Annotated in this window: 18 protein-coding genes; 13 read left to right on the top strand and 5 right to left on the bottom strand. The window is 64.6% G+C overall.

Going from position 1 to position 22,004, the window contains the following annotated elements; translation table 11 throughout:
• Nucleotides 1–130: 130 nt before the first annotated feature.
• From AC07PQ_RS14760 to AC07PQ_RS14705, 12 genes are all read left to right on the top strand, one after another.
• The gene (locus AC07PQ_RS14760) at nt 131–1,924 is read left to right on the top strand and encodes a protein-disulfide reductase DsbD (protein ID WP_493185774.1); all 1,794 of its coding nucleotides are present in this window, start codon (nt 131–133) and stop codon (nt 1,922–1,924) included.
• A gap of 144 nt (nt 1,925–2,068) precedes the next feature.
• A complete protein-coding gene (aroQ, locus tag AC07PQ_RS14755; RefSeq protein ID WP_007921644.1) occupies nt 2,069–2,524 on the top strand; it encodes a type II 3-dehydroquinate dehydratase in 456 nt (151 codons plus the stop codon).
• 24 nt (nt 2,525–2,548) lie between these two features.
• Entirely contained in the window at nt 2,549–3,010 is a 462-nt protein-coding gene (gene accB / locus AC07PQ_RS14750) for an acetyl-CoA carboxylase biotin carboxyl carrier protein (RefSeq protein ID WP_007921645.1), read from the top strand.
• 17 nt (nt 3,011–3,027) lie between these two features.
• Entirely contained in the window at nt 3,028–4,383 is a 1,356-nt protein-coding gene (accC, locus tag AC07PQ_RS14745; protein ID WP_007921646.1) for an acetyl-CoA carboxylase biotin carboxylase subunit, read from the top strand.
• 287 nt (nt 4,384–4,670) lie between these two features.
• Nucleotides 4,671–5,549, top strand: coding sequence for a 50S ribosomal protein L11 methyltransferase (gene prmA, locus AC07PQ_RS14740; RefSeq protein ID WP_007921647.1), 879 nt, complete (start codon nt 4,671–4,673; stop codon nt 5,547–5,549).
• A gap of 30 nt (nt 5,550–5,579) precedes the next feature.
• Nucleotides 5,580–6,818, top strand: a complete 1,239-nt coding sequence (locus AC07PQ_RS14735; protein ID WP_493185773.1) for a DUF3426 domain-containing protein — start codon at nt 5,580–5,582, stop codon at nt 6,816–6,818.
• Nucleotides 6,819–7,014: 196 nt separating this feature from the next.
• On the top strand, nt 7,015–8,028 hold the full coding sequence (gene dusB, locus AC07PQ_RS14730) for a tRNA dihydrouridine synthase DusB (RefSeq protein WP_007921649.1): 1,014 nt from the start codon (nt 7,015–7,017) through the stop codon (nt 8,026–8,028).
• Entirely contained in the window at nt 8,025–8,345 is a 321-nt protein-coding gene (gene fis / locus AC07PQ_RS14725; RefSeq protein WP_007921650.1) for a DNA-binding transcriptional regulator Fis, read from the top strand. The genes dusB and fis overlap by 4 nt, the downstream gene beginning before the upstream one ends.
• 81 nt (nt 8,346–8,426) lie before the next feature.
• Complete coding sequence (gene purH / locus AC07PQ_RS14720) at nt 8,427–10,034, top strand: bifunctional phosphoribosylaminoimidazolecarboxamide formyltransferase/IMP cyclohydrolase (protein ID WP_007921651.1); 1,608 nt, start codon at nt 8,427–8,429, stop codon at nt 10,032–10,034.
• 177 nt (nt 10,035–10,211) lie between these two features.
• Nucleotides 10,212–11,507 carry a phosphoribosylamine--glycine ligase gene (purD, locus tag AC07PQ_RS14715; RefSeq protein ID WP_007921652.1) on the top strand — a complete coding sequence of 432 codons (1,296 nt, stop codon included), beginning with the start codon at nt 10,212–10,214 and terminating at the stop codon, nt 11,505–11,507.
• Nucleotides 11,508–11,606: 99 nt separating this feature from the next.
• On the top strand, nt 11,607–14,390 hold the full coding sequence (locus AC07PQ_RS14710) for a hybrid sensor histidine kinase/response regulator (RefSeq protein ID WP_493185772.1): 2,784 nt from the start codon (nt 11,607–11,609) through the stop codon (nt 14,388–14,390).
• Nucleotides 14,391–14,452: 62 nt separating this feature from the next.
• On the top strand, nt 14,453–15,046 hold the full coding sequence (locus AC07PQ_RS14705; RefSeq protein WP_007923493.1) for a MarC family protein: 594 nt from the start codon (nt 14,453–14,455) through the stop codon (nt 15,044–15,046).
• An 81-nt stretch (nt 15,047–15,127) separates the two neighbouring features.
• Here AC07PQ_RS14705 and AC07PQ_RS14700 read toward each other — a convergent pair whose 3' ends face one another.
• The 5 genes from AC07PQ_RS14700 to cobG all read right to left on the bottom strand — a co-directional run bounded on the left by AC07PQ_RS14700 (nt 15,128) and on the right by cobG (nt 20,586).
• Nucleotides 15,128–15,388: a hypothetical protein gene (locus AC07PQ_RS14700; RefSeq protein ID WP_009041974.1), complete on the bottom strand. Its 261-nt coding sequence runs from the start codon at nt 15,386–15,388 to the stop codon at nt 15,128–15,130.
• Nucleotides 15,389–16,225: 837 nt separating this feature from the next.
• A complete protein-coding gene (gene cobJ, locus AC07PQ_RS14695; protein WP_493185771.1) occupies nt 16,226–17,923 on the bottom strand; it encodes a precorrin-3B C(17)-methyltransferase in 1,698 nt (565 codons plus the stop codon).
• Nucleotides 17,923–18,654 carry a precorrin-2 C(20)-methyltransferase gene (locus AC07PQ_RS14690; protein ID WP_493185802.1) on the bottom strand — a complete coding sequence of 244 codons (732 nt, stop codon included), beginning with the start codon at nt 18,652–18,654 and terminating at the stop codon, nt 17,923–17,925. Before AC07PQ_RS14690 ends, cobJ begins: the two co-directional genes overlap by 1 nt.
• Entirely contained in the window at nt 18,654–19,280 is a 627-nt protein-coding gene (locus tag AC07PQ_RS14685; RefSeq protein ID WP_007932940.1) for a precorrin-8X methylmutase, read from the bottom strand. Before AC07PQ_RS14685 ends, AC07PQ_RS14690 begins: the two co-directional genes overlap by 1 nt.
• Nucleotides 19,273–20,586: a precorrin-3B synthase gene (gene cobG / locus AC07PQ_RS14680; protein ID WP_493185770.1), complete on the bottom strand. Its 1,314-nt coding sequence runs from the start codon at nt 20,584–20,586 to the stop codon at nt 19,273–19,275. Before cobG ends, AC07PQ_RS14685 begins: the two co-directional genes overlap by 8 nt.
• A 138-nt stretch (nt 20,587–20,724) precedes the next feature.
• Here cobG and cbiE point away from each other — a divergent pair, with 138 nt between their 5' ends.
• Nucleotides 20,725–21,930 (top strand): precorrin-6y C5,15-methyltransferase (decarboxylating) subunit CbiE, encoded by a 1,206-nt coding sequence (gene cbiE / locus AC07PQ_RS14675; protein ID WP_493185769.1) that lies wholly within the window; start codon nt 20,725–20,727, stop codon nt 21,928–21,930.
• Nucleotides 21,931–22,004: the final 74 nt, after the last annotated feature.

The following is a 22,004-nucleotide window of genomic DNA, read 5'->3' as shown; positions in this document are numbered from 1 at the left end:
CCTCGCAAAACCGGCCTATGCAGGTTGCCTGAAAGAACGCGGTCGCAGGCTCGGCAGCGGCTACGGGGCGCATACGCATACCCCACCGCTCTCCGCTATCATGCGCACACCTTCGATTCGCGAGATTGCCATGCGTCGCCTGCTTTGCCTGATGCTGTTTGTGCTTGCCCTGCCGGCGACCGCCGCCGGGTTGCTGGACAGCCGCCCCAGCTCAACCCTGGGCTCGATCAATAACAGCGCCGACTTCCTGCCGGTGCGCGAAGCGTTCCAACTGAGCCTGCTGCAAAGCACGCCGCAGTCGATCAAGCTGCGTTTCGTCGCCACCGAGGGTTACTACCTCTATCGCCACCGCTTCCAGTTCCGCGCCGAGCCCGCCGATATCACCCTGGGTGCCGCCCAACTGCCCAAGGGCGAACAGAAACACGATGAGTTTTTCGGCGACGTCGAGGTCTACCACGGCATTGTCGATGTCGAACTGCCGCGCAGCGCCACGGACCAACGGGGCTTCACCCTGGCCGTGACCTACCAGGGCTGCGCCGACAAGGGCCTGTGTTATCCACCGGAAACCGAGCGTTTGCAGATCGATGGCGCGGCCTCTTCGGCAAATGCCTCAAGTGCCGGCGGCCCCGCTACCGATAATGGGAAAACCGCCTGGAGCTGGCGCGAACTGGCGCTGTTCTTCCTGGCCGGCATCGGCCTGACCTTCACCCCCTGCGTCCTGCCGATGCTGCCGATCCTGTCCGGTGTGGTCCTCAAGGGCCAGGTCGGCGGCTGGCGCGGCTTCAATCTGTCGCTCGCCTACGTGTTGCCGATGGCCGTCTGTTTCGCCCTGCTCGGCGCCTTGATGGGGCTGTTCGGCGCCCAGCTCAATTTGCAGGCACGCCTGCAATCGGCCTGGGTGCTGGTGCCCTTTGCGTTGTTCTTCGTCGTGTTCGCCCTGGCGATGTTCGATGTCTTCGAACTCAAGCTTCCGCGCTTTATCAGCCAGCGCCTGGAACGCATCGCCGGGCGCACCGAAGGTGGCTCGCTGTGGGGCGCGGCGATTCTCGGGGTGGTGTCCAGCCTGCTGGTATCGCCCTGCGTTTCGGCGCCGCTGGCAGGCGCCCTGCTGTATATCAGCGCCAGCGGCGACGCCCTGGGCGGTGCCCTGAAACTGTTCGCCCTGGGCCTGGGCATGGGCGCGCCGCTGTTGCTGGTGGCCACCGGCGGCGCGGCCTGGCTGCCGAAAAGCGGGCCATGGCTGGTCTACGTGAAAAACGCCATTGGCGTGCTGTTGCTCGGCCTGGCGATCGGCCTGCTGAGCCGGGTCTTGCCGGGCCAGGTCAGCCTGTTGCTGATTGGCGCGCTGGCGGCCGGTGTCGGCCTGTTTCTCGGTGCTCTGGAGTTTGTCTACAAGGCACCGCGCGCGCGCCTGGCGCAGCTGTGCGGGCTGTTCCTGCTGTTTTATGCCCTGGCCTGCTGGTACGGCGCGTTCAGCGGCCAGACCGATCCGTTCAGCCCGCTCGCCCGCCCACCGGTCGCGGCCACCAGCAACAGCGCCGGGCAAACCAGCGCCGGCCAGTGGCAGACCGTCACCACCCCCGGCGAGCTGGAGCAGGCCCTGGCCGATGCCCGGAATGCCGGTACCCCGCTGCTCCTCGACTGGTACGCCGACTGGTGCATCAGTTGCAAAGTCATCGAACGCGAGGTGCTCAACGACCGCCAGGTCGTCGAACGCCTGCGGGACTACCGCCTGGTGCGCTTCGATATCACCGCCAGCAACCGCGAACAGCGCGCCCTGCTGGACCGCTACCAACTGTTCGGCCCGCCGGCGCTGATGTTCTTCGGCAAAGATGGCGTCGAACGTGCCGATGTGCGTGTGGTCGGCGAAATCAGCGCCGCGGACTTCGCTGAACGCATTGCTGCAGCAAATGACCGGATTTAGTCAGTTGGTCACATATTTTAGGTAAACATCGGTCATCGTGCTGCCTATTGCAGAGAACTGGACAGTCACAAAGGCTTTGCGGCATAGTCGCCGGGTTCTGATAACCGCACATTCCAATCACTGCGCAATAACAAGGAACGGCAGATGGCGACCCTACTGGTTCTTCACGGACCCAACCTGAACCTGCTCGGCACCCGTGAACCGGGGGTCTACGGTGCAGTCACCCTGGCTGAGATCAATCAGGACCTGGAACGCCGGGCCCGCGAGGCCGGCCACCATTTGCTCTACCTGCAAAGCAACGCCGAGTACGAATTGATCGACCGTATCCACGCCGCCCGCGATGAAGGCGTGGACTTCATTCTGATCAATCCAGCAGCTTTTACGCATACAAGCGTCGCATTACGTGACGCGCTGCTGGCGGTGAGCATCCCATTCATCGAAGTGCATTTGTCTAACGTGCACAAACGCGAACCTTTCCGCCATCACTCCTACTTCTCCGACGTTGCGGTGGGAGTGATCTGCGGCCTTGGCGCCAGCGGTTACCGACTGGCCCTGGAGGCCGCACTAGAGCAGCTTGAACAACAAGCTAAACGCCCCTGACCGACCCTTGGGAGTTGATGATTCATGGATATCCGTAAAGTTAAGAAACTGATCGAACTGCTGGAAGAGTCCGGCATCGACGAGCTCGAGATCAAGGAAGGCGAAGAGTCCGTACGCATCAGCCGCCACAGCAAGACTCCAGCCCAGCAGTACTACGCACCGGCACCGATGGCTGCTCCAGTTGCCGCGCCTGCCGCTGCCGCTCCGGCCGCCGCTGCCGCACCAGCAGCTCCAGCTGCCCCAGCGCTGAACGGCACCGTTGCCCGTTCGCCGATGGTCGGCACCTTCTACCGCAAATCCTCGCCAACCTCGCCAGCCTTCGTTGAAGTCGGCCAGAGCGTGAAGAAAGGCGACACCCTGTGCATCGTCGAAGCCATGAAGATGATGAACCACATCGAAGCTGAAACCAGCGGTGTGATCGAATCCATCCTCGTCGAAGACGGCCAGCCGGTTGAGTACGACCAACCGCTGTTCACCATCGTTTGAACCGCGGAGAGCCAACGATGTCTGCGAAGTTGGAAAAAGTTCTGATCGCCAACCGCGGTGAAATCGCCCTGCGGATTCTGCGTGCCTGCAAAGAGATGGGTATCAAGACCGTCGCCGTTTACTCCAAGGCCGACAAGGAACTGATGCACCTGGGTCTGGCGGACGAATCCGTCTGCATCGGCCCGGCCTCCGCCGCGCACTCCTACCTGCACATTCCGGCGATCATCGCGGCCGCCGAAGTGACCGGCGCCACCGCCATTCACCCAGGCTACGGCTTCCTCGCGGAAAACGCCGACTTCGCCGAGCAGGTCGAGAACTCCGGCTTCGCCTTCATCGGCCCGAAAGCCGAGACCATTCGCCTGATGGGCGACAAGGTATCGGCCAAGCACGCCATGATCGCTGCCGGCGTACCTACGGTTCCCGGTTCCGACGGCCCGCTGCCGGAAGACGAAGAAACCGCGTTGCGCATCGGCCGTGAAGTCGGCTACCCGGTGATCATCAAGGCCGCTGGCGGCGGCGGTGGTCGCGGCATGCGCGTGGTGCATAAAGAAGAAGACCTGATCTCCTCGGCCAAGCTGACCCGCTCCGAAGCGGGCGCGGCGTTCGGCAACCCGATGGTCTACCTGGAGAAGTTCCTGACCAACCCACGTCACGTGGAAGTCCAGGTGCTGTCCGACGGCCAGGGCAACGCGATCCACCTGGGCGACCGCGACTGCTCCCTGCAGCGTCGTCACCAGAAGGTGCTTGAAGAAGCGCCGGCTCCGGGCATCGACGAAACCGCGCGCCAGGAAGTCTTCGCCCGCTGCGTCAAGGCGTGCATCGACATCGGCTACCGCGGCGCCGGCACCTTCGAGTTCCTGTACGAGAACGGCCGTTTCTACTTCATCGAGATGAACACTCGCGTGCAGGTAGAGCACCCGGTATCGGAAATGGTCACTGGCGTCGACATCGTCAAGGAGATGCTGAGCATCGCCGCTGGCAACAAGCTGTCGATCTCCCAGAAGGACGTGGTCATTCGTGGCCATGCCCTGGAATGCCGGATCAACGCCGAAGACCCGAAAACCTTCATGCCAAGCCCAGGCACGGTCAAGCATTTCCATGCTCCGGGCGGCAATGGCGTACGCGTCGACTCGCACCTGTACAGCGGTTACGCGGTTCCACCGAACTACGACTCGTTGATCGGCAAGCTGATCACTTACGGGGCAACCCGTGAAGAAGCCATGGCGCGCATGCGCAATGCGCTGGACGAAATCGTGGTCGACGGGATCAAGACCAACATCCCGCTGCACCGCGACCTGACCCGTGACGAAGGCTTCTGCAAAGGGGGCGTGAACATTCACTACCTGGAGCACAAGCTGGCCGGTCAACACTGATCGACACCGCACCAGAACGACAAGGCCGCTTTCGAGCGGCCTTGTCGTTTCTGCCCCCTTTGTAGGAGCGAGCTTGCTCGCGATAGGGCCATCAGCGACAGCGCGCATTTTCCTGGCGTTATGCGGCGCCCTTGCAGGCATCGCGAGCAAGCTCGCCCCTACAGAGAGGCGGTGCGGGCAAGTGGAAATGGTGCCTGGCGTGTCGTCTTCTGCGCCTCGCTCGCGTAAACTTGCGCGCTTCTCGCAGCCCGCTAGGCTGCACATTACATATTTCAAAGGTGCCCGCCATGCCTTGGCTGCAAGTCCGTCTCGCCATCAGCCCAGAACAAGCCGAAACCTACGAAGACGCTTTTCTCGAAGTCGGCGCCGTTTCGGTGACCTTCATGGACGCCGAGGATCAGCCGATCTTCGAACCGGAACTCAACACCACCCCGCTGTGGAACCACACTCACCTGCTGGCCCTGTTCGAAGACGGCACCGAGGCCGCCAGCGTGCTGGCCCACCTTGAGCTGCTGACCGGCAGCCCGCTGCCCGAACATCACAGCGAAGTGATCGAAGACCAGGACTGGGAACGCAGCTGGATGGACAACTTTCAGCCGATGCGTTTCGGCCAGCGCCTGTGGATCGTCCCGAGCTGGCACGCCGCTCCCGAGCCGGACGCGGTCAACCTGTTGCTCGATCCGGGCCTGGCCTTCGGCACCGGCACGCACCCGACCACCGCCCTGTGCCTGGAATGGCTCGACGGTCAGGACCTGAAAGGCTGCAACGTGCTGGACTTCGGTTGCGGTTCCGGGATCCTGGCGATCGCCGCCCTGCTGCTGGGCGCCAAACAGGCGGTGGGCACGGACATCGACGTGCAGGCCCTGGAAGCCTCCCGCGACAACGCCGGGCGCAACAACATCGCAGAAGCGCTGTTCCCGCTCTATCTGCCGCAAGACCTGCCGCAGGTCCAGGCGGACGTGCTGGTCGCCAACATTCTCGCCGGCCCGCTGGTCGCCCTGGCGCCGCAACTGTCCAGCCTGGTCAAGAGCGGCGGACGCCTGGCGTTGTCGGGCATCCTCGCCGAACAGGGTGAGGAAGTCGCTGCCGCCTACGCCCGGGACTTCGACCTGGATCCGATCGCCAACCTCGATGGCTGGGTACGCATCACCGGCCGTCGGCGCTAGAATGGCCGCCTGTATAAACCGGATCGCCGCATGACCGACAGTTTCGTCACCCAGTGTCCGCATTGCCAAACCAGCTTCCGCGTCAGCCACGCCCAGTTGAGCGTGGCCCGTGGCGTGGTGCGCTGCGGCTCGTGCCTGCAGGTGTTCAACGCCGCACGGCAGTTACTTGAGCAACGCGCTGGCAAGGACGCTGTCGTCACACCTCCCGCACCGACGGCCCCTGCTGAACCGCTGACCCCGCCGCCACCGCGCGCCATCAGCCAGAAGCAGTGGAGTGCCACCGAGCTCGACCTGGACAGCCTCGACCTGGACGAGGAACTGGCCAAGCTCGAACAACGGGAAATCCAGCCGACCAAGGCCTTCGGCCAGGAACGCGCCTCCAGGGAAGACGCCCTCAGCGCCCGCCGCGACCAGCCGGATGCCGAAGAGGAACACTGGCCCGACAGCCTGTTCAGCCAGCCACCAGGCACCAGCGGCGACCTGAACGAAAAACCTGAACAGCCGCCCGTCGACGCCGGCCGCTCCGGGCGTACCGAACCGTCGCTGTCCTTCAACCTGGACGATCTGGAAGACGAACCCAAGGCGCCCTCCCTGCTCCTGGACGACGACCTGGAGCCCACGCCAGCGCACGGCTCCCTGAAGGCCGACGAGCCCGATGAGATCGAGCCGCCAGCCAGCCCGGCGCCACGCAACAAGCGTGGGCGCGCCGAGCCCGCGGCGCCGGACGCCGTGCTGCTGGACCTGGAAGACGACCCGATCCAGCTGGACTGGCAAAAACGCCGCTCGCCCTGGGGCCGCCGCCTGCTCTGGAGCCTGTTGATCCTGCTGGCCGCCGCCGGCCTGGCGGGCCAGTACATCGCCTATCACTTCGACGAACTGGCGCGCCAGGACCAGTACCGCCCCTGGTTCCAGCAGTTTTGCCCGGAACTGGGCTGCACGGTGCCCTCGAAGGTCGATATCGGCCGCATCAAAAGCAGCAACCTGGTGGTGCGCAGCCACCCGGACTTCAGCGGCGCCCTGGTGGTGGATGCGATCATCTACAACCGCGCGCCGTTCTCCCAGCCCTTCCCGCTGCTGGAACTGCGTTTCGCCGACCTCAACGGCCATCTGATCGCCAGTCGTCGCTTCAAACCCGGCGAATACGTCAAGGGTGAGCTCGAAGGGGTGTCGGAGATGCCGCCGCAGACACCGATCCATATCGCGCTGGACATCCTCGATCCGGGCCCCAAGGCCGTCAACTACAGCCTAAGCTTTCACTCGCCCGAGTAAGGCGCGCCATCCGAGCAAAGGCCGCCCGGGATTGACGGCGGTTTTCTGACTGCTGCCCAGCGGACCAAACCGTTGGCAATAACAGAATAACTGTTCAGATTTTATCCAATTCAGCCTTTATCCAGTCATCGAGAGCGGGTATCATGCCAACCCTTTTTCGAACTCTCATGATCCGGCCCCACAACAGGGAAGTCCTATGTCGGCGGTACGCATCGGCCCATATACATTGCACAACGGCTTGATTCTCGCCCCCATGGCGGGCGTCACCGACCAGCCCTTTCGTCAGCTTTGCAAGCGGCTGGGTGCAGGCCTTGTAGTCTCGGAAATGGTCACCAGCGACATGAGTTTGTGGAACAGTCGCAAATCGCGCCTGCGCATGATCCACGAGGGCGATCCCGAGCCGCGCTCGGTACAGATCGCCGGTGGCGATGCACAGATGCTGGCGGATGCCGCCCGCGCCAACGTCGAGTTGGGCGCACAGATTATTGATATCAACATGGGTTGCCCGGCGAAGAAGGTCTGCAACAAGGCCGCCGGCTCCGCGTTACTGAAAGATGAAGATCTGGTGAACGAGATCCTGCAGGCCGTGGTGGCCGCAGTCGATGTGCCGGTCACCCTGAAGATCCGTACCGGCTGGGACCGGGCGAACAAGAACGGCCTGACGGTGGCGAAGATCGCCGAACAGGCAGGCATCACGGCATTGGCGGTCCATGGCCGGACCCGGGCCGACCTGTACACGGGCGTTGCCGAGTACGACACCATCGCTGCGATCAAGCAGGCGGTGTCGATCCCGGTCTTCGCCAACGGCGATATCGACTCGCCCGAGAAGGCCCGCTACGTCCTCGACGCTACCGGTGCCGACGGGCTGTTGATTGGCCGGGCCGCTCAGGGGCGGCCATGGATTTTTCGTGAGATCGAACATTTTCTGCGTACCGGTCAAACCCTGCCGGCACCTGAGCTGTTCGAGGTGGAACGTATTCTGCTTGAGCATCTGGCCGCGCTGCATGCCTTCTATGGCGATGTCATGGGCGTACGCATTGCTCGCAAGCATGTGGGCTGGTATCTCGCAACTCTGCCGGGCGCCAGGGAGTTTCGCGCCCACTTCAATCGTTTGGAAGATACGGAAGCACAGTGCGCCAACGTTCGTGAGTTCTTTGCCGAGCGTTACAAGAGCCTGGTGACAGGGGACGGAGAAGGGGTGGCCGCATGACGATGATGACCGAGACTTTAGTGAGTGGAACAGCACCCGTGAGCGACAACGTGAATTTGAAACAGCACCTCAATACGCCGAGCGAAGAAGGCCAGACCCTTCGCGGGAGTGTCGAGAAGGCGCTGCACAATTATTTCGCCCACCTTGAGGGCGCGGCCGTCACGGACGTGTACAACCTGGTGCTCTCCGAAGTCGAGGCTCCTTTGCTCGAAAGCGTGATGAACTACGTCAAGGGCAACCAGACCAAGGCCAGCGAGCTGCTCGGTCTGAACCGCGGCACCCTGCGCAAGAAACTCAAGCAGTACGATTTGCTGTAAGCATTCAATCAAACCAGAAAGGCGCCCGCGTAAAACCGGTCGCCTTTTTTGCTGACTCCTTTGCTTTTGATGGAAATTGAGATGACCGACCAGACTACCCGCCTGCCGATCCGCCGCGCCTTGATCAGTGTTTCCGACAAGACCGGGATCCTCGAATTCGCCAAGGAGCTGGAAGCCCTGGGCGTGGAGATCCTCTCCACCGGCGGGACCTTCAAACTGCTGCAGGACAACGGCGTGGCCGCAGTGGAAGTCGCGGATTACACCGGTTTCGCGGAAATGATGGACGGCCGGGTGAAGACCCTGCACCCGAAAATCCACGGCGGTATCCTCGGTCGTCGCGGTATCGACGACGCCATCATGAACGAGCACGGCATCAAGCCGATCGACCTGGTAGCGGTCAACCTCTACCCGTTCGAAGCCACCATCTCCAAGCCGGGCTGCGACCTGCCGACCGCCATCGAGAACATCGACATCGGCGGCCCGACCATGGTCCGTTCGGCGGCCAAGAACCACAAAGACGTGGCCATCGTGGTCAACGCCAGCGATTACGGCCAGGTGCTGGAAAGCCTCAAGGCCGGCGGCCTGACCTACGCCCAGCGTTTCGACCTGATGCTCAAGGCCTTCGAGCACACCGCGGCCTATGACGGTATGATCGCCAACTACATGGGCACCGTGAACCAGGCGGCCGAAACCCTCTCGACCTCCGGCCGCAGCGAATTCCCGCGCACCTTCAACAGCCAGTTCATCAAGGCCCAGGAAATGCGCTACGGCGAGAACCCGCACCAGAGCGCGGCGTTCTACGTGGAAGCCAAGCCTGCCGAAGTCGGCATCGCCACCGCCACCCAGCTGCAAGGCAAGGAACTGTCGTACAACAACGTGGCCGACACCGACGCCGCGCTGGAATGCGTGAAGAGCTTCGTCAAGCCGGCCTGCGTGATCGTCAAGCACGCCAACCCGTGCGGCGTGGCCGTGAGCCCGGACGCCGAAGGCGGTATCCGCCAGGCCTACGAACTGGCCTACGCCACCGACACCGAATCGGCCTTCGGCGGCATCATCGCCTTCAACCGCGAACTGGACGCCGAGACCGCCAAGGCCATCGTCGAGCGTCAGTTCGTTGAAGTGATCATTGCCCCAAGCGTCAGCGAAGAAGCTCGCGCCGTGGTGGCAGCCAAAGCCAACGTGCGCCTGCTGGCCTGCGGCGAGTGGTCGGCGGACCGCGTTCCGGCCTGGGACTACAAGCGCGTCAACGGTGGCCTGCTGGTGCAGAGCCGCGATATCGGCATGATCGGCGCCGACGACCTGAAAGTGGTGACCAAGCGCGCCCCGACCGAACAGGAAATCCACGACCTGATCTTCGCCTGGAAAGTGGCCAAGTTCGTCAAATCCAACGCCATCGTCTACGCCAAGAACCGTCAGACCATCGGCGTCGGCGCCGGCCAGATGAGCCGCGTGAACTCCGCCCGTATCGCCGCGATCAAGGCTGAACACGCCGGCCTGCAAGTGCAGGGCGCAGTCATGGCGTCCGATGCGTTCTTCCCGTTCCGCGACGGCATCGACAACGCGGCCAAGGTCGGCATCACCGCAGTGATCCAGCCAGGCGGCTCGATGCGCGACAACGAAGTGATCGCCGCCGCCGACGAAGCCGGAATCGCAATGGTATTCACCGGAATGCGCCACTTCCGCCACTAAGCATCAATGGGGCGCCACCCTCCCCTGTAGCCGCTGCCGAAGGCTGCGATAGACCCGAAGGGTCTTCAGCGATCTGAAATCCTGCAACCGCTTCGCGGTTGATCGCAGCCTGGCGGCAGCGGCTACAACGTCAGGCTTGCGCGCTTCCCCAAATTAGCGTCATCCGAGGTTTTTGAAATGAATGTACTGATCATTGGTAGCGGCGGTCGTGAACACGCCCTGGCCTGGAAAGTCGCTCAAGACCCACGGGTCGAGAAAGTCTTCGTGGCGCCGGGCAATGCCGGCACCGCCATCGAGGCCAAGTGCGAGAACGTGGCCATCGACGTATTGGCCCTCGAGCAGTTGGCCGACTTTGCCGAGAAGAACGTGTCCCTGACCATCGTCGGTCCGGAAGTACCGCTGGTGGCTGGCGTGGTCGACCTGTTCCGCTCCCGTGGCCTGGACTGCTTCGGTCCGACCGCTGGCGCGGCCCAGCTGGAAGGCTCGAAAGCCTTCACCAAGGATTTCCTGGCGCGCCACAAGATCCCGACCGCCGACTACCAGAACTTCACCGAGATCGAGCCGGCCCTGGCTTATCTGCGGGAAAAAGGCGCGCCGATTGTGATCAAGGCCGACGGCCTGGCCGCCGGTAAAGGCGTGATCGTCGCCATGACCCTGAGCGAGGCCGAAGACGCCGTGCGCGACATGCTGGCCGGCAATGCCTTCGGCGACGCCGGTTCGCGTGTGGTGATCGAAGAGTTCCTCGACGGCGAGGAAGCCAGCTTCATCGTCATGGTCGACGGCAAGAACGTGCTGCCCATGGCCACCAGCCAGGACCACAAGCGCGTCGGTGACGGCGACAGCGGCCCGAACACCGGCGGCATGGGGGCCTACTCCCCTGCCCCGGTGGTCACCGCCGACGTGCACCAGCGCGTGATGGACCAGGTGATCTGGCCGACCGTGCGCGGCATGGCCGACGAAGGCAACGTCTACACCGGTTTCCTGTACGCCGGCCTGATGATCGACAAGGCCGGCAACCCGAAAGTCATCGAGTTCAACTGCCGCTTTGGCGATCCGGAAACCCAACCGGTGATGCTGCGCCTGCAATCGAGCCTGGTGCTGCTGGTCGAGGCCGCCCTGGCCCAGGCGCTGGACAAGGTCGAAGCGCAATGGGATCCACGTCCGAGCCTGGGCATCGTCCTGGCCGCTGGCGGCTATCCTGGTGACTACGCCAAAGGCGCGGTGATCGAAGGCCTGGACGCGGCCGCCAAACTGGAAGGCAAAGTCTTCCACGCCGGCACCGCGCTCAAGGACGGTCAGGTGGTAACCTCCGGCGGCCGCGTGCTCTGCGCCACCGCCCTGGGCGAAAGCGTGGGTGCCGCGCAGCAGCAGGCCTACCAACTGGCAGCTAAGATCGATTGGCAAGGCTGCTTCTACCGCAAAGACATCGGTTACCGGGCCATTGCCCGCGAGCGTGGCGAAAGTCAGGAGTAATCCTGTCTTCCTGTCCGGCAGGGGCCCCAGGCCCTTGCCGGACGGCTCCAGCGCCGCGCATAGTTATAATCTGGCATCAACCTACGAAGGGATTTCGCCGTGCGCTGGCTCAGGACTGCCATAGGTTTCACCGTCACTCTGCTGACCCTGCTCTGCTTGATCCCGGCCCAGGCCGCACAAGGCAGTAACTGGGCCGTTTTGCTCGATGAACAGGCCGACCTGCAACTGAGCGATATCCGCTCCCCGCGCTACACCAATCAATTCAGCCCGATCGAACTGGAACGCATCACCGCCGCCGAACCCGGAGGCGCGTTATGGCTGCGTTTCAAACTGCAACCGGGCAAGCACGAACAACTGCTGCGGATCTTCGCGCCCGATCTGTCACGCCTGGACATGTATGTGCTGGACGGCGACAACCTGGTCGAGCAACTGACCTCCGGCACCCAGCAGCCCCAGGCCGAACGGCCTTTGCCCAGCAGCGACTTCATGCTGCCGCTGCCGCAGAACCAGAAGACCCTCGATGTCTACCTGCGCCTGGTCTCCGACCATCAGTTGCGCCCTTACATCACCCTGCAACCGGCGGTCATGACCGCGGCCAATCAAGGCCAGAGCGTGCTGTACGGCCTGCTGTTCGGCTGCATGGGCATGCTGATGCTGCACAACCTGGTGCGCTACGCCTACACCCGTTCGCGCAGCAGCCTGTGGCTGGCGTCCTGCGAAGCCCTGGTGATGCTCAGCCTGGCGCTGATGCTCAACCTGTTCGGCCCCTGGCTGCCGGACTGGCACGCGATACAGACCCCTGGCGCCTACCTGGCGCTGTTGCTGACCACCCCTTGCGGGCTGATGTTCGTCTATCGCTTTTTTGCCCCGCTGGGCCCGCACCCACTGAACAAGCTGCTGCTGGTCGACATCCTGATGGTCGGCCTGTGTAGCCTGTTGCTGCTGTTCGTCGATTCGCTCCCGCTGAACCTCATCACCTACGGCCTGGTGGCCCTGGTCGGCCTGAGCATGCTGTTCATCGCCGGTTATCACTGGCACAAAGGCTACCGCCCGGCGCGCTTCTTCGTGGCCGGCATGGGCATCTTCAACATCGGTGCGTTGATCGTGCTGCCAGCGTTGCTGGGGCTGACCATGGTCGCGCCCCAGGGCCTGATCATTACCTTGCTGGTAACCATGTGCCTGAGCGGGCTGGCGATGAGCATTGCCCTGGGCGAGCGCCAGCGCAGCATCACCGAGAACGAGTTCAGCGTCAGCCGCGACCTCGCCGCCAGCAACGCCGAGGTCAATGCCAAGGCCGAGTTCCTGGCCAAGATCAGCCACGAGATCCGCACACCGATGAACGGCGTGCTGGGCATGACCGAGCTGCTGCTGGGCACGCCACTGTCGGTCAAGCAACGCGACTACGTGCAAACCATCCACAGCGCCGGCAACGAGCTGCTGACCCTGATCAACGAGATCCTCGACATCTCCAAGCTCGAATCCGGGCAGATCGAGCTGGACGACGTGCAGTTCGACCTCAATGCACTGATCGAGGACTGCCTGAGTATTTTCCGCGCCAAGGCCGAGCAGCAGAACGTCGAGCTGATCAGCTTCATCCAGCCGCAGGTGCCACGCGTGATCAGCGGTGATCCGACGCGCTTGCGCCAGGCCATGCTCAGCCTGTTGGAAAACGCCCTGAAGAAGACCGACGAAGGCGAGGTCCTGGTGGTGGTCGCGCTGGACGAGCGCACCAGCAAACCGCGCCTGCGCATCGCCGTGCAGGACAGCGGCCAGCCGATGGAAGCCGAAGAGCGCGATGCCCTGCTGCATTCGGAACTGCACAGCAAGAACTTCCTCGCCAGCACCCGCCTGGGCGGCAATCTCGGCCTGGTCATCGCCCGCCAGCTGATCCTGCTGATGCATGGCGAGTTCGGGGTCAAGACCAGCGCCAACCAGGGCAGTACCCTGTGGCTGACCCTGCCGCTGGACCCTGAGCGCCTGGAGCACCCGACGTCCGACCTGGATGGCCCGCTGCAAGGCGCCCGGGTGCTGGTGGTGGACGACAACGACACCTGCCGCAAGGTCCTGGTGCAGCAATGCAGCGCCTGGGGCCTGAACGTCAGCGCCGTGCCTTCGGGCAAGGAAGCCCTGGCCCTGCTGCGCACCAAGGCGCACCTGCGCGACTACTTCGATGTGGTGCTGCTCGACCAGAACATGCCCGGCATGACCGGCATGCAACTGGCGGCCAAGATCAAGGAAGACCCGAGCCTGAACCACGACATCCTGCTGATCATGCTCACCGGCATCAGCAACGCGCCGAGCAAGGTCATCGCGCGCAACGCCGGGGTCAAGCGCATTCTCGCCAAACCGGTGGCCGGCTACACCCTCAAGACCACCCTGGCCGACGAGCTGACCCAGCGCAACAAGGGCCAACTGGTCCCCCATCAGCCCCATTCGCTGAGCGGGGTTGCGGTGCCGGTCAAGGTGCCGAGTGACTTCCGCATCCTGGTCGCCGAGGACAACAGCATCTCCACCAAGGTGATTCGCGGCATGCTCGGCAAGCTCAACCTGCAGCCCGATACCGCGAGCAACGGCGAAGAAGCCCTGCAAGCGATGAAGGCCCAGCGCTACGACCTGGTGCTGATGGACTGCGAAATGCCGATCCTCGACGGTTTCTCCGCCACCCAGCAGCTGCGGGCCTGGGAAGTCGGCAACCAGCGCGTGCGCACGCCGGTGGTGGCGCTGACCGCGCACATCCTCACCGAGCACAAGGAGCGCGCGCGGCAGGCCGGCATGGACGGGCACATGGCCAAGCCGGTGGAGCTGTCGCAACTGCGCGAACTGATCGAACACTGGGTGGCGCAGCGCGACCTGCAGGACCGCACCACGGCGCAACCGTCCTGAGCCGACAGTCCGGCAAACGCCTGTTAAACTCCGCTCGCCCTCCTTCGCTGTGAGTTTGCGCCATGCTCCATGTGCTGTTCAGCGTGTACCTGAAGATGCTGGTGCTCTACAGCCCCTTCTTCGTCCTGTCCTGCTTCATCAGCCTGACTCGCGGCTACTCCAGCAAGGAGCGTCGGCGCCTGGCATGGAACGTTGCCCTGGCGACCCTGGCCTCCAGCGTGCTGCTGTATCTGTTCGGACGGGTGATCTTCAATGTGTTCGGCATCACCGTGGACGCCTTCCGCATCGGCGCCGGTAGCGTGTTGTTCATCTCGGCACTGGGCATGGCCCAAGGCAAGTCGGCGATCCAGACCGACAACGTGCAGCAGGACGTGACCATAGTGCCCTTGACCATCCCCCTGACCGTCGGCCCCGGCACCATCGGCGCCCTGCTGGTAATGGGCGTCAGCCAGCCGCACTGGGACGACAAACTCACCGCGATCCTCAGCATCGCCCTGGCCAGCTTCACGGTCGGCGTGGTGCTCTACCTGTCCAACCGCATCGAACGCATCCTGGGCGAGCAAGGCTTGCAGATCGTCAGCCGACTGATGGGCCTGTTCGTCTGCGCCCTGGCAGCGCAGATCATCTTTACCGGGGTCAAGGGGTATTTGGGGTAGAGGCAGCTGCAAGCTACAAGCGGCAAGAACGAACGGGCTCACTGGAGACAGTGAGCCCGTGTTTTTTCTGGGGTGGACTTTTTATGCCTGCAGTTGCCACTGCAAGGCATCCAGCGCGTCGCAGCCGTCTTGCAGCAACAGGTGGGCGGCGTTGACGAAGTGAATCAGATCCTGGTCGCCCACGCCTTTGACACTCAGGCAATTGAGGCTGTGCATCAGATCCCGCGAAGCCTTGATGCGCTGCACCGCGCCGCCATGCAGATCGGCTGCGGGCGCGTTGCGGTCGAGGTGGAAAATTGGGGTGGGGGTGAGATTGCTTTGTAGGGGGATGAAGTCCGTCATGGGTATATCTCCATAGATTGCTGAAGAACAACCACCCTGAGCGGCTAAACAAAAGGGTGGCAGCTGTACGAGGGTTAGCCGACCGGGTGCAGTCTATGAAAAACCCGGCACACCCAAAGGTGTCCCGCGCACAGCTGCCATAGAAGGTGCCATGCAGCAAAAAGCGCCAGCATGTTAATGGATGGCGCTTAAGCATTCATAGAGATGCTTTCCGACCGGCTAAGATCGGCCGCCGATGCGTCGGCGACCGGGCAACTATGGCTTCGCCAAAAACCAGCGACAACCCTCAATGTGTTGCCATTCTTTCCCTCTGACGGCCCCCACGCTTCCTGTAGCCGCTGCCGAGCCCGCGAGGCTGCGATAGGACCGAAGGTCCTCCAGCGGTCTCAAGACCCTGCGCCTGCTGCGCAGTCGATCGCAGCCTCGCAAGCTCGGCAGCGGCTACAAAATTTAGCGCCGACCGGTAGGTCGCGCCCGGCTTTTGATTTTGATCTACCTGCCCCATCGGGAGGCCGAGTGGAGGCGTTCATCAGGGGACAGGCGCGCAGCGCCCCTCGACGCAGTCGAGGACATCGTATGGAGGTCGAAGCGAAGCCGACCGGAGTCGATGCCCCCTGATGGACGCCGGAGCGAGGGAACCTGAGCGCAGCGAAGGCCGTACGCAGGGGCAAGCGTTTTTGCTTACTTTTTAGGCGTTTGTAAAAAGTGAGTCGCCGTAAGGGCGAAACCGCCAGCAGCCGTGACCGCAGCAACGGATATGTACACCGTCCAAGAAATGCAGCGCCAAAACGGACGCCATCGCGGGCAAGCCTCGCTCCTACGGCGGTTCGAGGTTGCCTAAGGTTTCTGCCCGTACCACCTCGGCGTATACACCCACTCCCCCCCTCCAACCTTGGGAAACACACAGGTCGTGGATGACCCCACCAACACCATAGTGCGCATATCCACCTGCTCCGCTGTCAGCTCGCCCAGGGTGATAACGCGCAACGTCTGCCCCGGACGCCCGATATCCCGCCCCAGCACCACCGGCGTTTGCGGCGTGCGGTGCTGACGCACGATCTCCAGCGCGCGCCCCAGTTGCCAAGGGCGCGAGCGCGAGATCGGGTTGTAGAACGCCAAGGCCAGGTCGGCCTGGGACGCCAGGTCCAGGCGCTTCTCGATGATTGCCCAGGGCTTGAGGTTGTCCGACAGGGACAGCACGCAGAAATCATGGCCCAGGGGCGCACCAGCCTGGGCCGCGGTGGCCAGGGAAGCGGAGACGCCAGGAAGGATTTCCAGCTCGACCTGATGCCAGCCCGGTTTGCTGGATTCGTGCAGCGCTTCCAGCACCGCCGCGGCCATGGCGAAAACCCCCGGGTCGCCGGAGGACACCACCACCACCGAACGGCCTTGGGCCGCGAGCTCGAAGGCGTGGCGGGCACGCTGCATTTCTTCGCGGTTGTCGGTGCAGTGCATGACCTGGTCGGCGCGGAACGGGCCGGCCATGCGCACATAGGTTTCGTAGCCGAGGATATCGTTGGCCCGCGCCAGTTCGGCTTTCACCGCCGGCACCATCAGCTCGGCGGCGCCAGGGCCCAGGCCGATCACCGCCAGGCGGCCACGGGGGCGGCCGATCTGCTGCGGGTCCAGCGGCTGGCTGGCCACGGCAATGGCGATGTCTTCACCCACGCTGAGCGGGGGCAATAGTTGTGGCACGGCCTGTTGCGCCAGCTCGGCGACGCTGCCCGCCGCCGGGGCGAAACGCAGGGGCACGCCCAGGTCGGCGGCGGCTTCGCGCAAGGCTGGGCTGGCCATGTCGCTGTCAGCGGCCAGCAGGCAGGCGACGGATTGCACCGCGATCTGCTTCTGGTGCAAGGCATCGCGCAGCGCATTGGCACCCGCGATATTGCCGTTGCAGGCGATCAGCACACTGCGCGGATAGATCAGCAGTTCGTTGGCGGCGGGCTCGCGCTCGGCCGAGCCGACGCGGATGGTCAACCGGGCTTGCTGGTCCTGCGGCAACCGGGCCTCGGCCAGCCAGGGCGCGGCGCCTTCGATGCGCACGCTTTCACCGCCCAGCAGGTCGGAGACGAAACGCTTGCCCAGCTCCAGATCACCCAGGGCATAGCCGCTCGGTGGGTTGAGCAGGCAGGTGCCGAAGCGCAGCTCGCCGCTGGTGGTGATGGCCGCCGCCACACCCAACCCGGCGGCGATTTCCCGGGCCATGACGTTCACTCCGCCCAGGCCACCGAGCAACGGCACCACGGCGCTGCCGTCTTCGGCCACGGCCAGCACCGGCGGCTCCGCGCCCTTCTCCAGCAGCAGCGGCGCCAGGGTGCGGATGACGATGCCCGCGGCGCACAGGGCGATGATCGGCGTGTCCTGTTGATACAGCTGACGCAGGGTCGCGCCGAACTCCTGGTACGGGCGGTCGGCGCCCTCGACCCGTTCGGCCAGGCCGTGGATCAACGCGTCCGGGTACAGCTGCTGAAGTTTGCGCGCAGTCGCCAGGCTGCCTTGGCCAAGGATGACGATGGCCGGTGCGGAACGGGCCATCAACCTTGCCACCTTTCACCGGGCACGATGATCAACGAGAAATACGGAGAGGACATCGGCTGCACTTCATCCAGCGGCACGATCTTCTGGTTGGCCATGGTCGCGCGCTCGACGTACAGCGCGCGCCCAGCCAGGCCCAGCTCTTCGAGCACCTGGCGCACCTTGGGGAAGTTGCGTCCCAGCTTCATCACCACCGCCGCGTCGGCATCGGCCAGGCGGCGCTTGAGTTCGTCATGGGGCAACACGCCGGAGAGCACCGACAGGCTCTGGTTGCGATACACCAGCGGCGCGCCCAGCACCGAGGCGCCACCGAGCATCGAGCACACCCCCGGCACCACTTCGGCCGGGTAACGCTCGGCCAGGCGGTCGTGCAGGTACATGTAGGAGCCGTAGAAGAACGGGTCGCCTTCACAGATCACCGCCACGTCGCGGCCGGCGTCCAGATGCTTGGCCAAGTCTTCGGCGGCGCTGTCATAGAAGTCGCTGATCACTTGCTCGTAGGACAGCGGCGCCGGCAGCACTTCGGTGGTCACCGGATAGACCAGCGGCACCAGGGTCTGCGCGCCTTGCAGGTGCGCTTCGATGATGCCGAAGGCATTGCCCTTTTTACCCTTGGCGACGAAGTACGCCACCACCGGCGATTCGCGCAGCAGGCGCAGGGCCTTGACGGTAATCAGTTCCGGATCACCGGGGCCGACACCCAGGCCGATCAAACGTCCAGGTTGCTGCATCATTCGATCTCCGTGGCCAGGGCGTTAACGGCGGCGGCGGCCATGGCGCTGCCGCCCAGGCGGCCTTGCATGATCACAAAAGGCACGCCGCGGCTGTCGGCGGCGAGCATCGCCTTGGACTCGGCCGCGCCGACGAAACCTACCGGGAAACCGAGGATCAGCGCCGGTTTCGGCGCGCCGGCGTCGAGCATTTCCAGCAGGTAGAACAGCGCGGTCGGGGCGTTGCCAATCACCACCACGCTGCCTTCCAAGTACGGCCGCCACAGTTCCAGGGCCACCGCCGAGCGGGTGTTGCCCAGCTCGCGGGCCAGCTCCGGCACGCTTTCGTCGCGCAGGGTGCAGATCACCTGATTGTTCGCCGGCAGACGGGCGCGGGTGATGCCTTCGGCCACCATGCGCGCATCGCAGAGAATCGGCGCGCCGGCCGCCAGGGCAGCGCGCCCGGCCTGGCCCGCGCCTTCGGAGAACTGCAGGCCGTCGATGGCATCGACCATGCCGCAGGCATGGATCACCCGCACCGCGAGCTTTTCCAGGTCCGCGGGGATGCGATCGAGCCTGGCCTCCTCGCGAATGATCGCGAAGGAGTTGCGATAGATCTCCTGACCGTCGCGGATGTAATCAATCATGGGTGTTGCTCCGTGGGCGGGCATCGAGCAATGCGCCGGCCGCTTCAAGGGAAAGGTTGCGTGCGTGCAGCGTGCCGAAACCCGGCTGCGCGGCATCGCGAAAATAGAGGTCGTAACGACCGGGTGCGACGGCCAGCAAGGTAGCCGGTGCCACATGGGCGGCGGCGCAGGAACGCGAGCAGCCGGACAGGTGCACGTCCAGCTGATGGCCGTGGCGCTGGAGCAAGGCGGCCAGCTTCAGCGCGTCACCCTTGGTGTCGGCCAGGGCCTTGCCGCAGCCGCTGGAACCGGTGCAGGCAATCAGGTGGGCCAGGGGCTGCTCTGGCGAGCAGAGAAAACCCAGCTGCTGCAGGTGATGTGTGACTTCAACTGCGTCTTCGGCCCGCAGATTTGGCAGCAACAGGCTCTGCCAGGGGGTGAACCTCAGGCTGCCGTCGCCCCATTGCTCGGCCAGCTGCGCCGCGCCGCGCAGCATCGACGGGGCCAGCCGCCCCAGGGGCGTGACGGCACCGACATAGACCTGGTCCGGTTGCCGCTGTGGATAAGTGCCGATATGCAGCGGCTCGGAAGGGGCCTCGCGCTGCCAATCGCCCACCCTGATTACCGGCCCCGACAAGCGCGCGGACACCTGCGCCAGCAGCGCGTCCGCCGAGTGCTCCGTCAACAGCTGGCGCATGCGGGTCTGTTCGGGGCGGGCCAGGTCGAGGAACAGCTCCAGCACCGCCACCACCAGGGCCAACCCATCCTCCAGCGCCACGCTGGCCAGGGGGCGGTCCCCAGGGCAGCCGGCCAGACCGAAGGCCAGCCAGGGCTCGCCCGCGCCTTCGAACGCCGAGAGCCACAGGTCATGGGGATGCTTCAGCATGGCCAGGGCCTCGCCGCCGTCGAGTTGCACGGCGAACTTGGGCGACAACTCATGAAAGCGCGGATGGCTTTGCACAGTGGCGAGAATCTGCCCGGCCAGGGGACGGGTGTCGAGGATCATCGTGCGGTCGATCCCGGCCGTGGGGCTGAGCATCAGGTTGCGCACGTCATCACCGGCCGCGGTGGTCGGTCCCAGGCCGGCGGCCAGCAGATCGGCGATCAGCGCCTGATGCTCGGCGCCGATCCCGCGAATCTGCAGGTTGGCGCGGTTGGTCGCCTCGATCACCCCGCCGGCATAACGCTCGGCCGCAGCAGCCACCGCGCGGGCCTGGGCGGCGCTGATCGCCCCGCCGGCCAGCTTGATCCGGCAGATACCGCCGTCCAACGCCGGGACGATACGCAGCAACCCCGGACAGGCCGAGGGGCGTAAGGCGGTGGACATCGGGCGTTCGTTCAAGGGGGTGACCGGCTGTGTGGGAAAGGCGCTTCGCGGGCGAAGGCGCGGTATTATGCCTGCTTTGTCCGAAGGCATGAAAAGCCTGCCTGTCGGAAGAACAGGTTTTACCCTCGAGGAATAGCGATGTCGCCCTGGCTGACAGTAGTGGGAATCGGTGAAGACGGCTTCAAGGGCCTGGGCAAGAACGCCCGGCGGGCCCTGCTGGGCGCTTCACGGATCGTCGGCGGCCAGCGGCAACTGGACCTGTTGCCGGTGTGCATCCGCGGCGAGCGGCAACTGTGGCCGAGCCCTTTCTCACTGGAGCCGGTGCTGGCCAAGCGCGGCGAGCCGGTGTGCGTGCTGGCCAGCGGCGACCCGATGCTGTTCGGCGTCGGCGCCAGCCTGGCGCGGCAGGTGGCTCAGGAAGAAATGCACGTCCTGCCCTCGCCTTCCTCTTATTCACTGGCGGCCGCGCGCCTGGGCTGGCCGCTGCAAGAGGTGGTGACGCTCTCGGTGGTCGCCCGCCCCGTGGCGGCCCTCAGCGCCCAGCTGTTCAGCGGCGTGCGCCTGCTGGTCCTGAGCAATGACGGCCTCAGCCCCTCGGCCATCGCCGCGCTGCTGCGCGAACGCGGCTTCGGCCCGAGCCGTCTCAGCGTGCTCGAGCACCTGGGCGGCGAGGCCGAACGACGGACCGACAGTACCGCCAACGACTGGAGCGACCCGGCCATCGCCGACCTCAACCTGGTGGCCATTGAATGCCTGGCCGAGCCCGATACGCCGCGCCTGTCGCGCCTGGCCGGCTTGCCCGACTCGGCCTTCCAGCATGACGGCCAGCTGACCAAGCGCGACGTCCGCGCCATTACCCTGGCCCGCCTGGCACCTGTGCCTGGCGAACTGTTGTGGGATGTCGGCGCCGGCAGCGGCTCGATCGGCATCGAGTGGATGCGCGCGCACCCCAGCTGCCGGACCCTGGCCATCGAAGCCGACCCAGGCCGCCAGCAACTGATCGAACACAACCGCGACGCCCTCGGCGTGCCCGGCCTGCAACTGGTTCGCGGCAGCGCGCCCCAGGCGCTGGATGGCCTGGAAGCCCCGGACGCGATCTTCATCGGCGGCGGCGTGACCCGCCCCGGCGTGCTCGACGCCTGCTGGGCCCGGCTCAAGCCCGGTGGCCGGCTGGTGGCCAACGCCGTGACCCTGCAAAGCGAAACGACCCTGATGGCCTGGCGCGAACGGCATGGCGGCGAGCTGACCCGCATCCATGTCGCCCAGGCCCTGCCGCTGGGGGACTTCGACACCTGGCGCCAGGCCCTGCCCATTACCTTGCTCGACCTCGTCAAACCGCTATGAGCACCCTGCCCTCCCCTGTAGGAGCGAGCGTGCTCGCGATCCAGACCACGCGGTCCGTCTGGCGGACGCTATCG

This window comes from Pseudomonas sp. GW821-FHT09E12, from assembly GCF_059416085.1.
The sequence above is the reverse complement of the archived record's forward strand: the minus strand, read 5'-3'. Positions and strand labels throughout refer to the sequence as shown.

Bases quoted from the DNA above. Each gene is read 5' to 3' on its own strand.
- prmA (WP_007921647.1), top strand. From the start codon at position 4,671: ATGCCTTGGCTGCAAGTCCGTCTCGCCATCAGCCCAGAACAAGCCGAA.
- accB (WP_007921645.1), top strand. From the start codon at position 2,549: ATGGATATCCGTAAAGTTAAGAAACTGATCGAACTGCTGGAAGAGTCC.
- cobG (WP_493185770.1), bottom strand. From the start codon at position 20,586: ATGTCCACCGCCTTACGCCCCTCGGCCTGTCCGGGGTTGCTGCGTATC.
- accC (WP_007921646.1), top strand. From the start codon at position 3,028: ATGTCTGCGAAGTTGGAAAAAGTTCTGATCGCCAACCGCGGTGAAATC.
- cobJ (WP_493185771.1), bottom strand. From the start codon at position 17,923: ATGGCCCGTTCCGCACCGGCCATCGTCATCCTTGGCCAAGGCAGCCTG.
- dusB (WP_007921649.1), top strand. From the start codon at position 7,015: ATGTCGGCGGTACGCATCGGCCCATATACATTGCACAACGGCTTGATT.
- AC07PQ_RS14685 (WP_007932940.1), bottom strand. From the start codon at position 19,280: ATGATTGATTACATCCGCGACGGTCAGGAGATCTATCGCAACTCCTTC.
- fis (WP_007921650.1), top strand. From the start codon at position 8,025: ATGACGATGATGACCGAGACTTTAGTGAGTGGAACAGCACCCGTGAGC.
- purH (WP_007921651.1), top strand. From the start codon at position 8,427: ATGACCGACCAGACTACCCGCCTGCCGATCCGCCGCGCCTTGATCAGT.
- cbiE (WP_493185769.1), top strand. From the start codon at position 20,725: ATGTCGCCCTGGCTGACAGTAGTGGGAATCGGTGAAGACGGCTTCAAG.
- aroQ (WP_007921644.1), top strand. From the start codon at position 2,069: ATGGCGACCCTACTGGTTCTTCACGGACCCAACCTGAACCTGCTCGGC.
- purD (WP_007921652.1), top strand. From the start codon at position 10,212: ATGAATGTACTGATCATTGGTAGCGGCGGTCGTGAACACGCCCTGGCC.
- AC07PQ_RS14705 (WP_007923493.1), top strand. From the start codon at position 14,453: ATGCTCCATGTGCTGTTCAGCGTGTACCTGAAGATGCTGGTGCTCTAC.
- AC07PQ_RS14690 (WP_493185802.1), bottom strand. From the start codon at position 18,654: ATGCAGCAACCTGGACGTTTGATCGGCCTGGGTGTCGGCCCCGGTGAT.
- AC07PQ_RS14760 (WP_493185774.1), top strand. From the start codon at position 131: ATGCGTCGCCTGCTTTGCCTGATGCTGTTTGTGCTTGCCCTGCCGGCG.
- AC07PQ_RS14735 (WP_493185773.1), top strand. From the start codon at position 5,580: ATGACCGACAGTTTCGTCACCCAGTGTCCGCATTGCCAAACCAGCTTC.
- AC07PQ_RS14700 (WP_009041974.1), bottom strand. From the start codon at position 15,388: ATGACGGACTTCATCCCCCTACAAAGCAATCTCACCCCCACCCCAATT.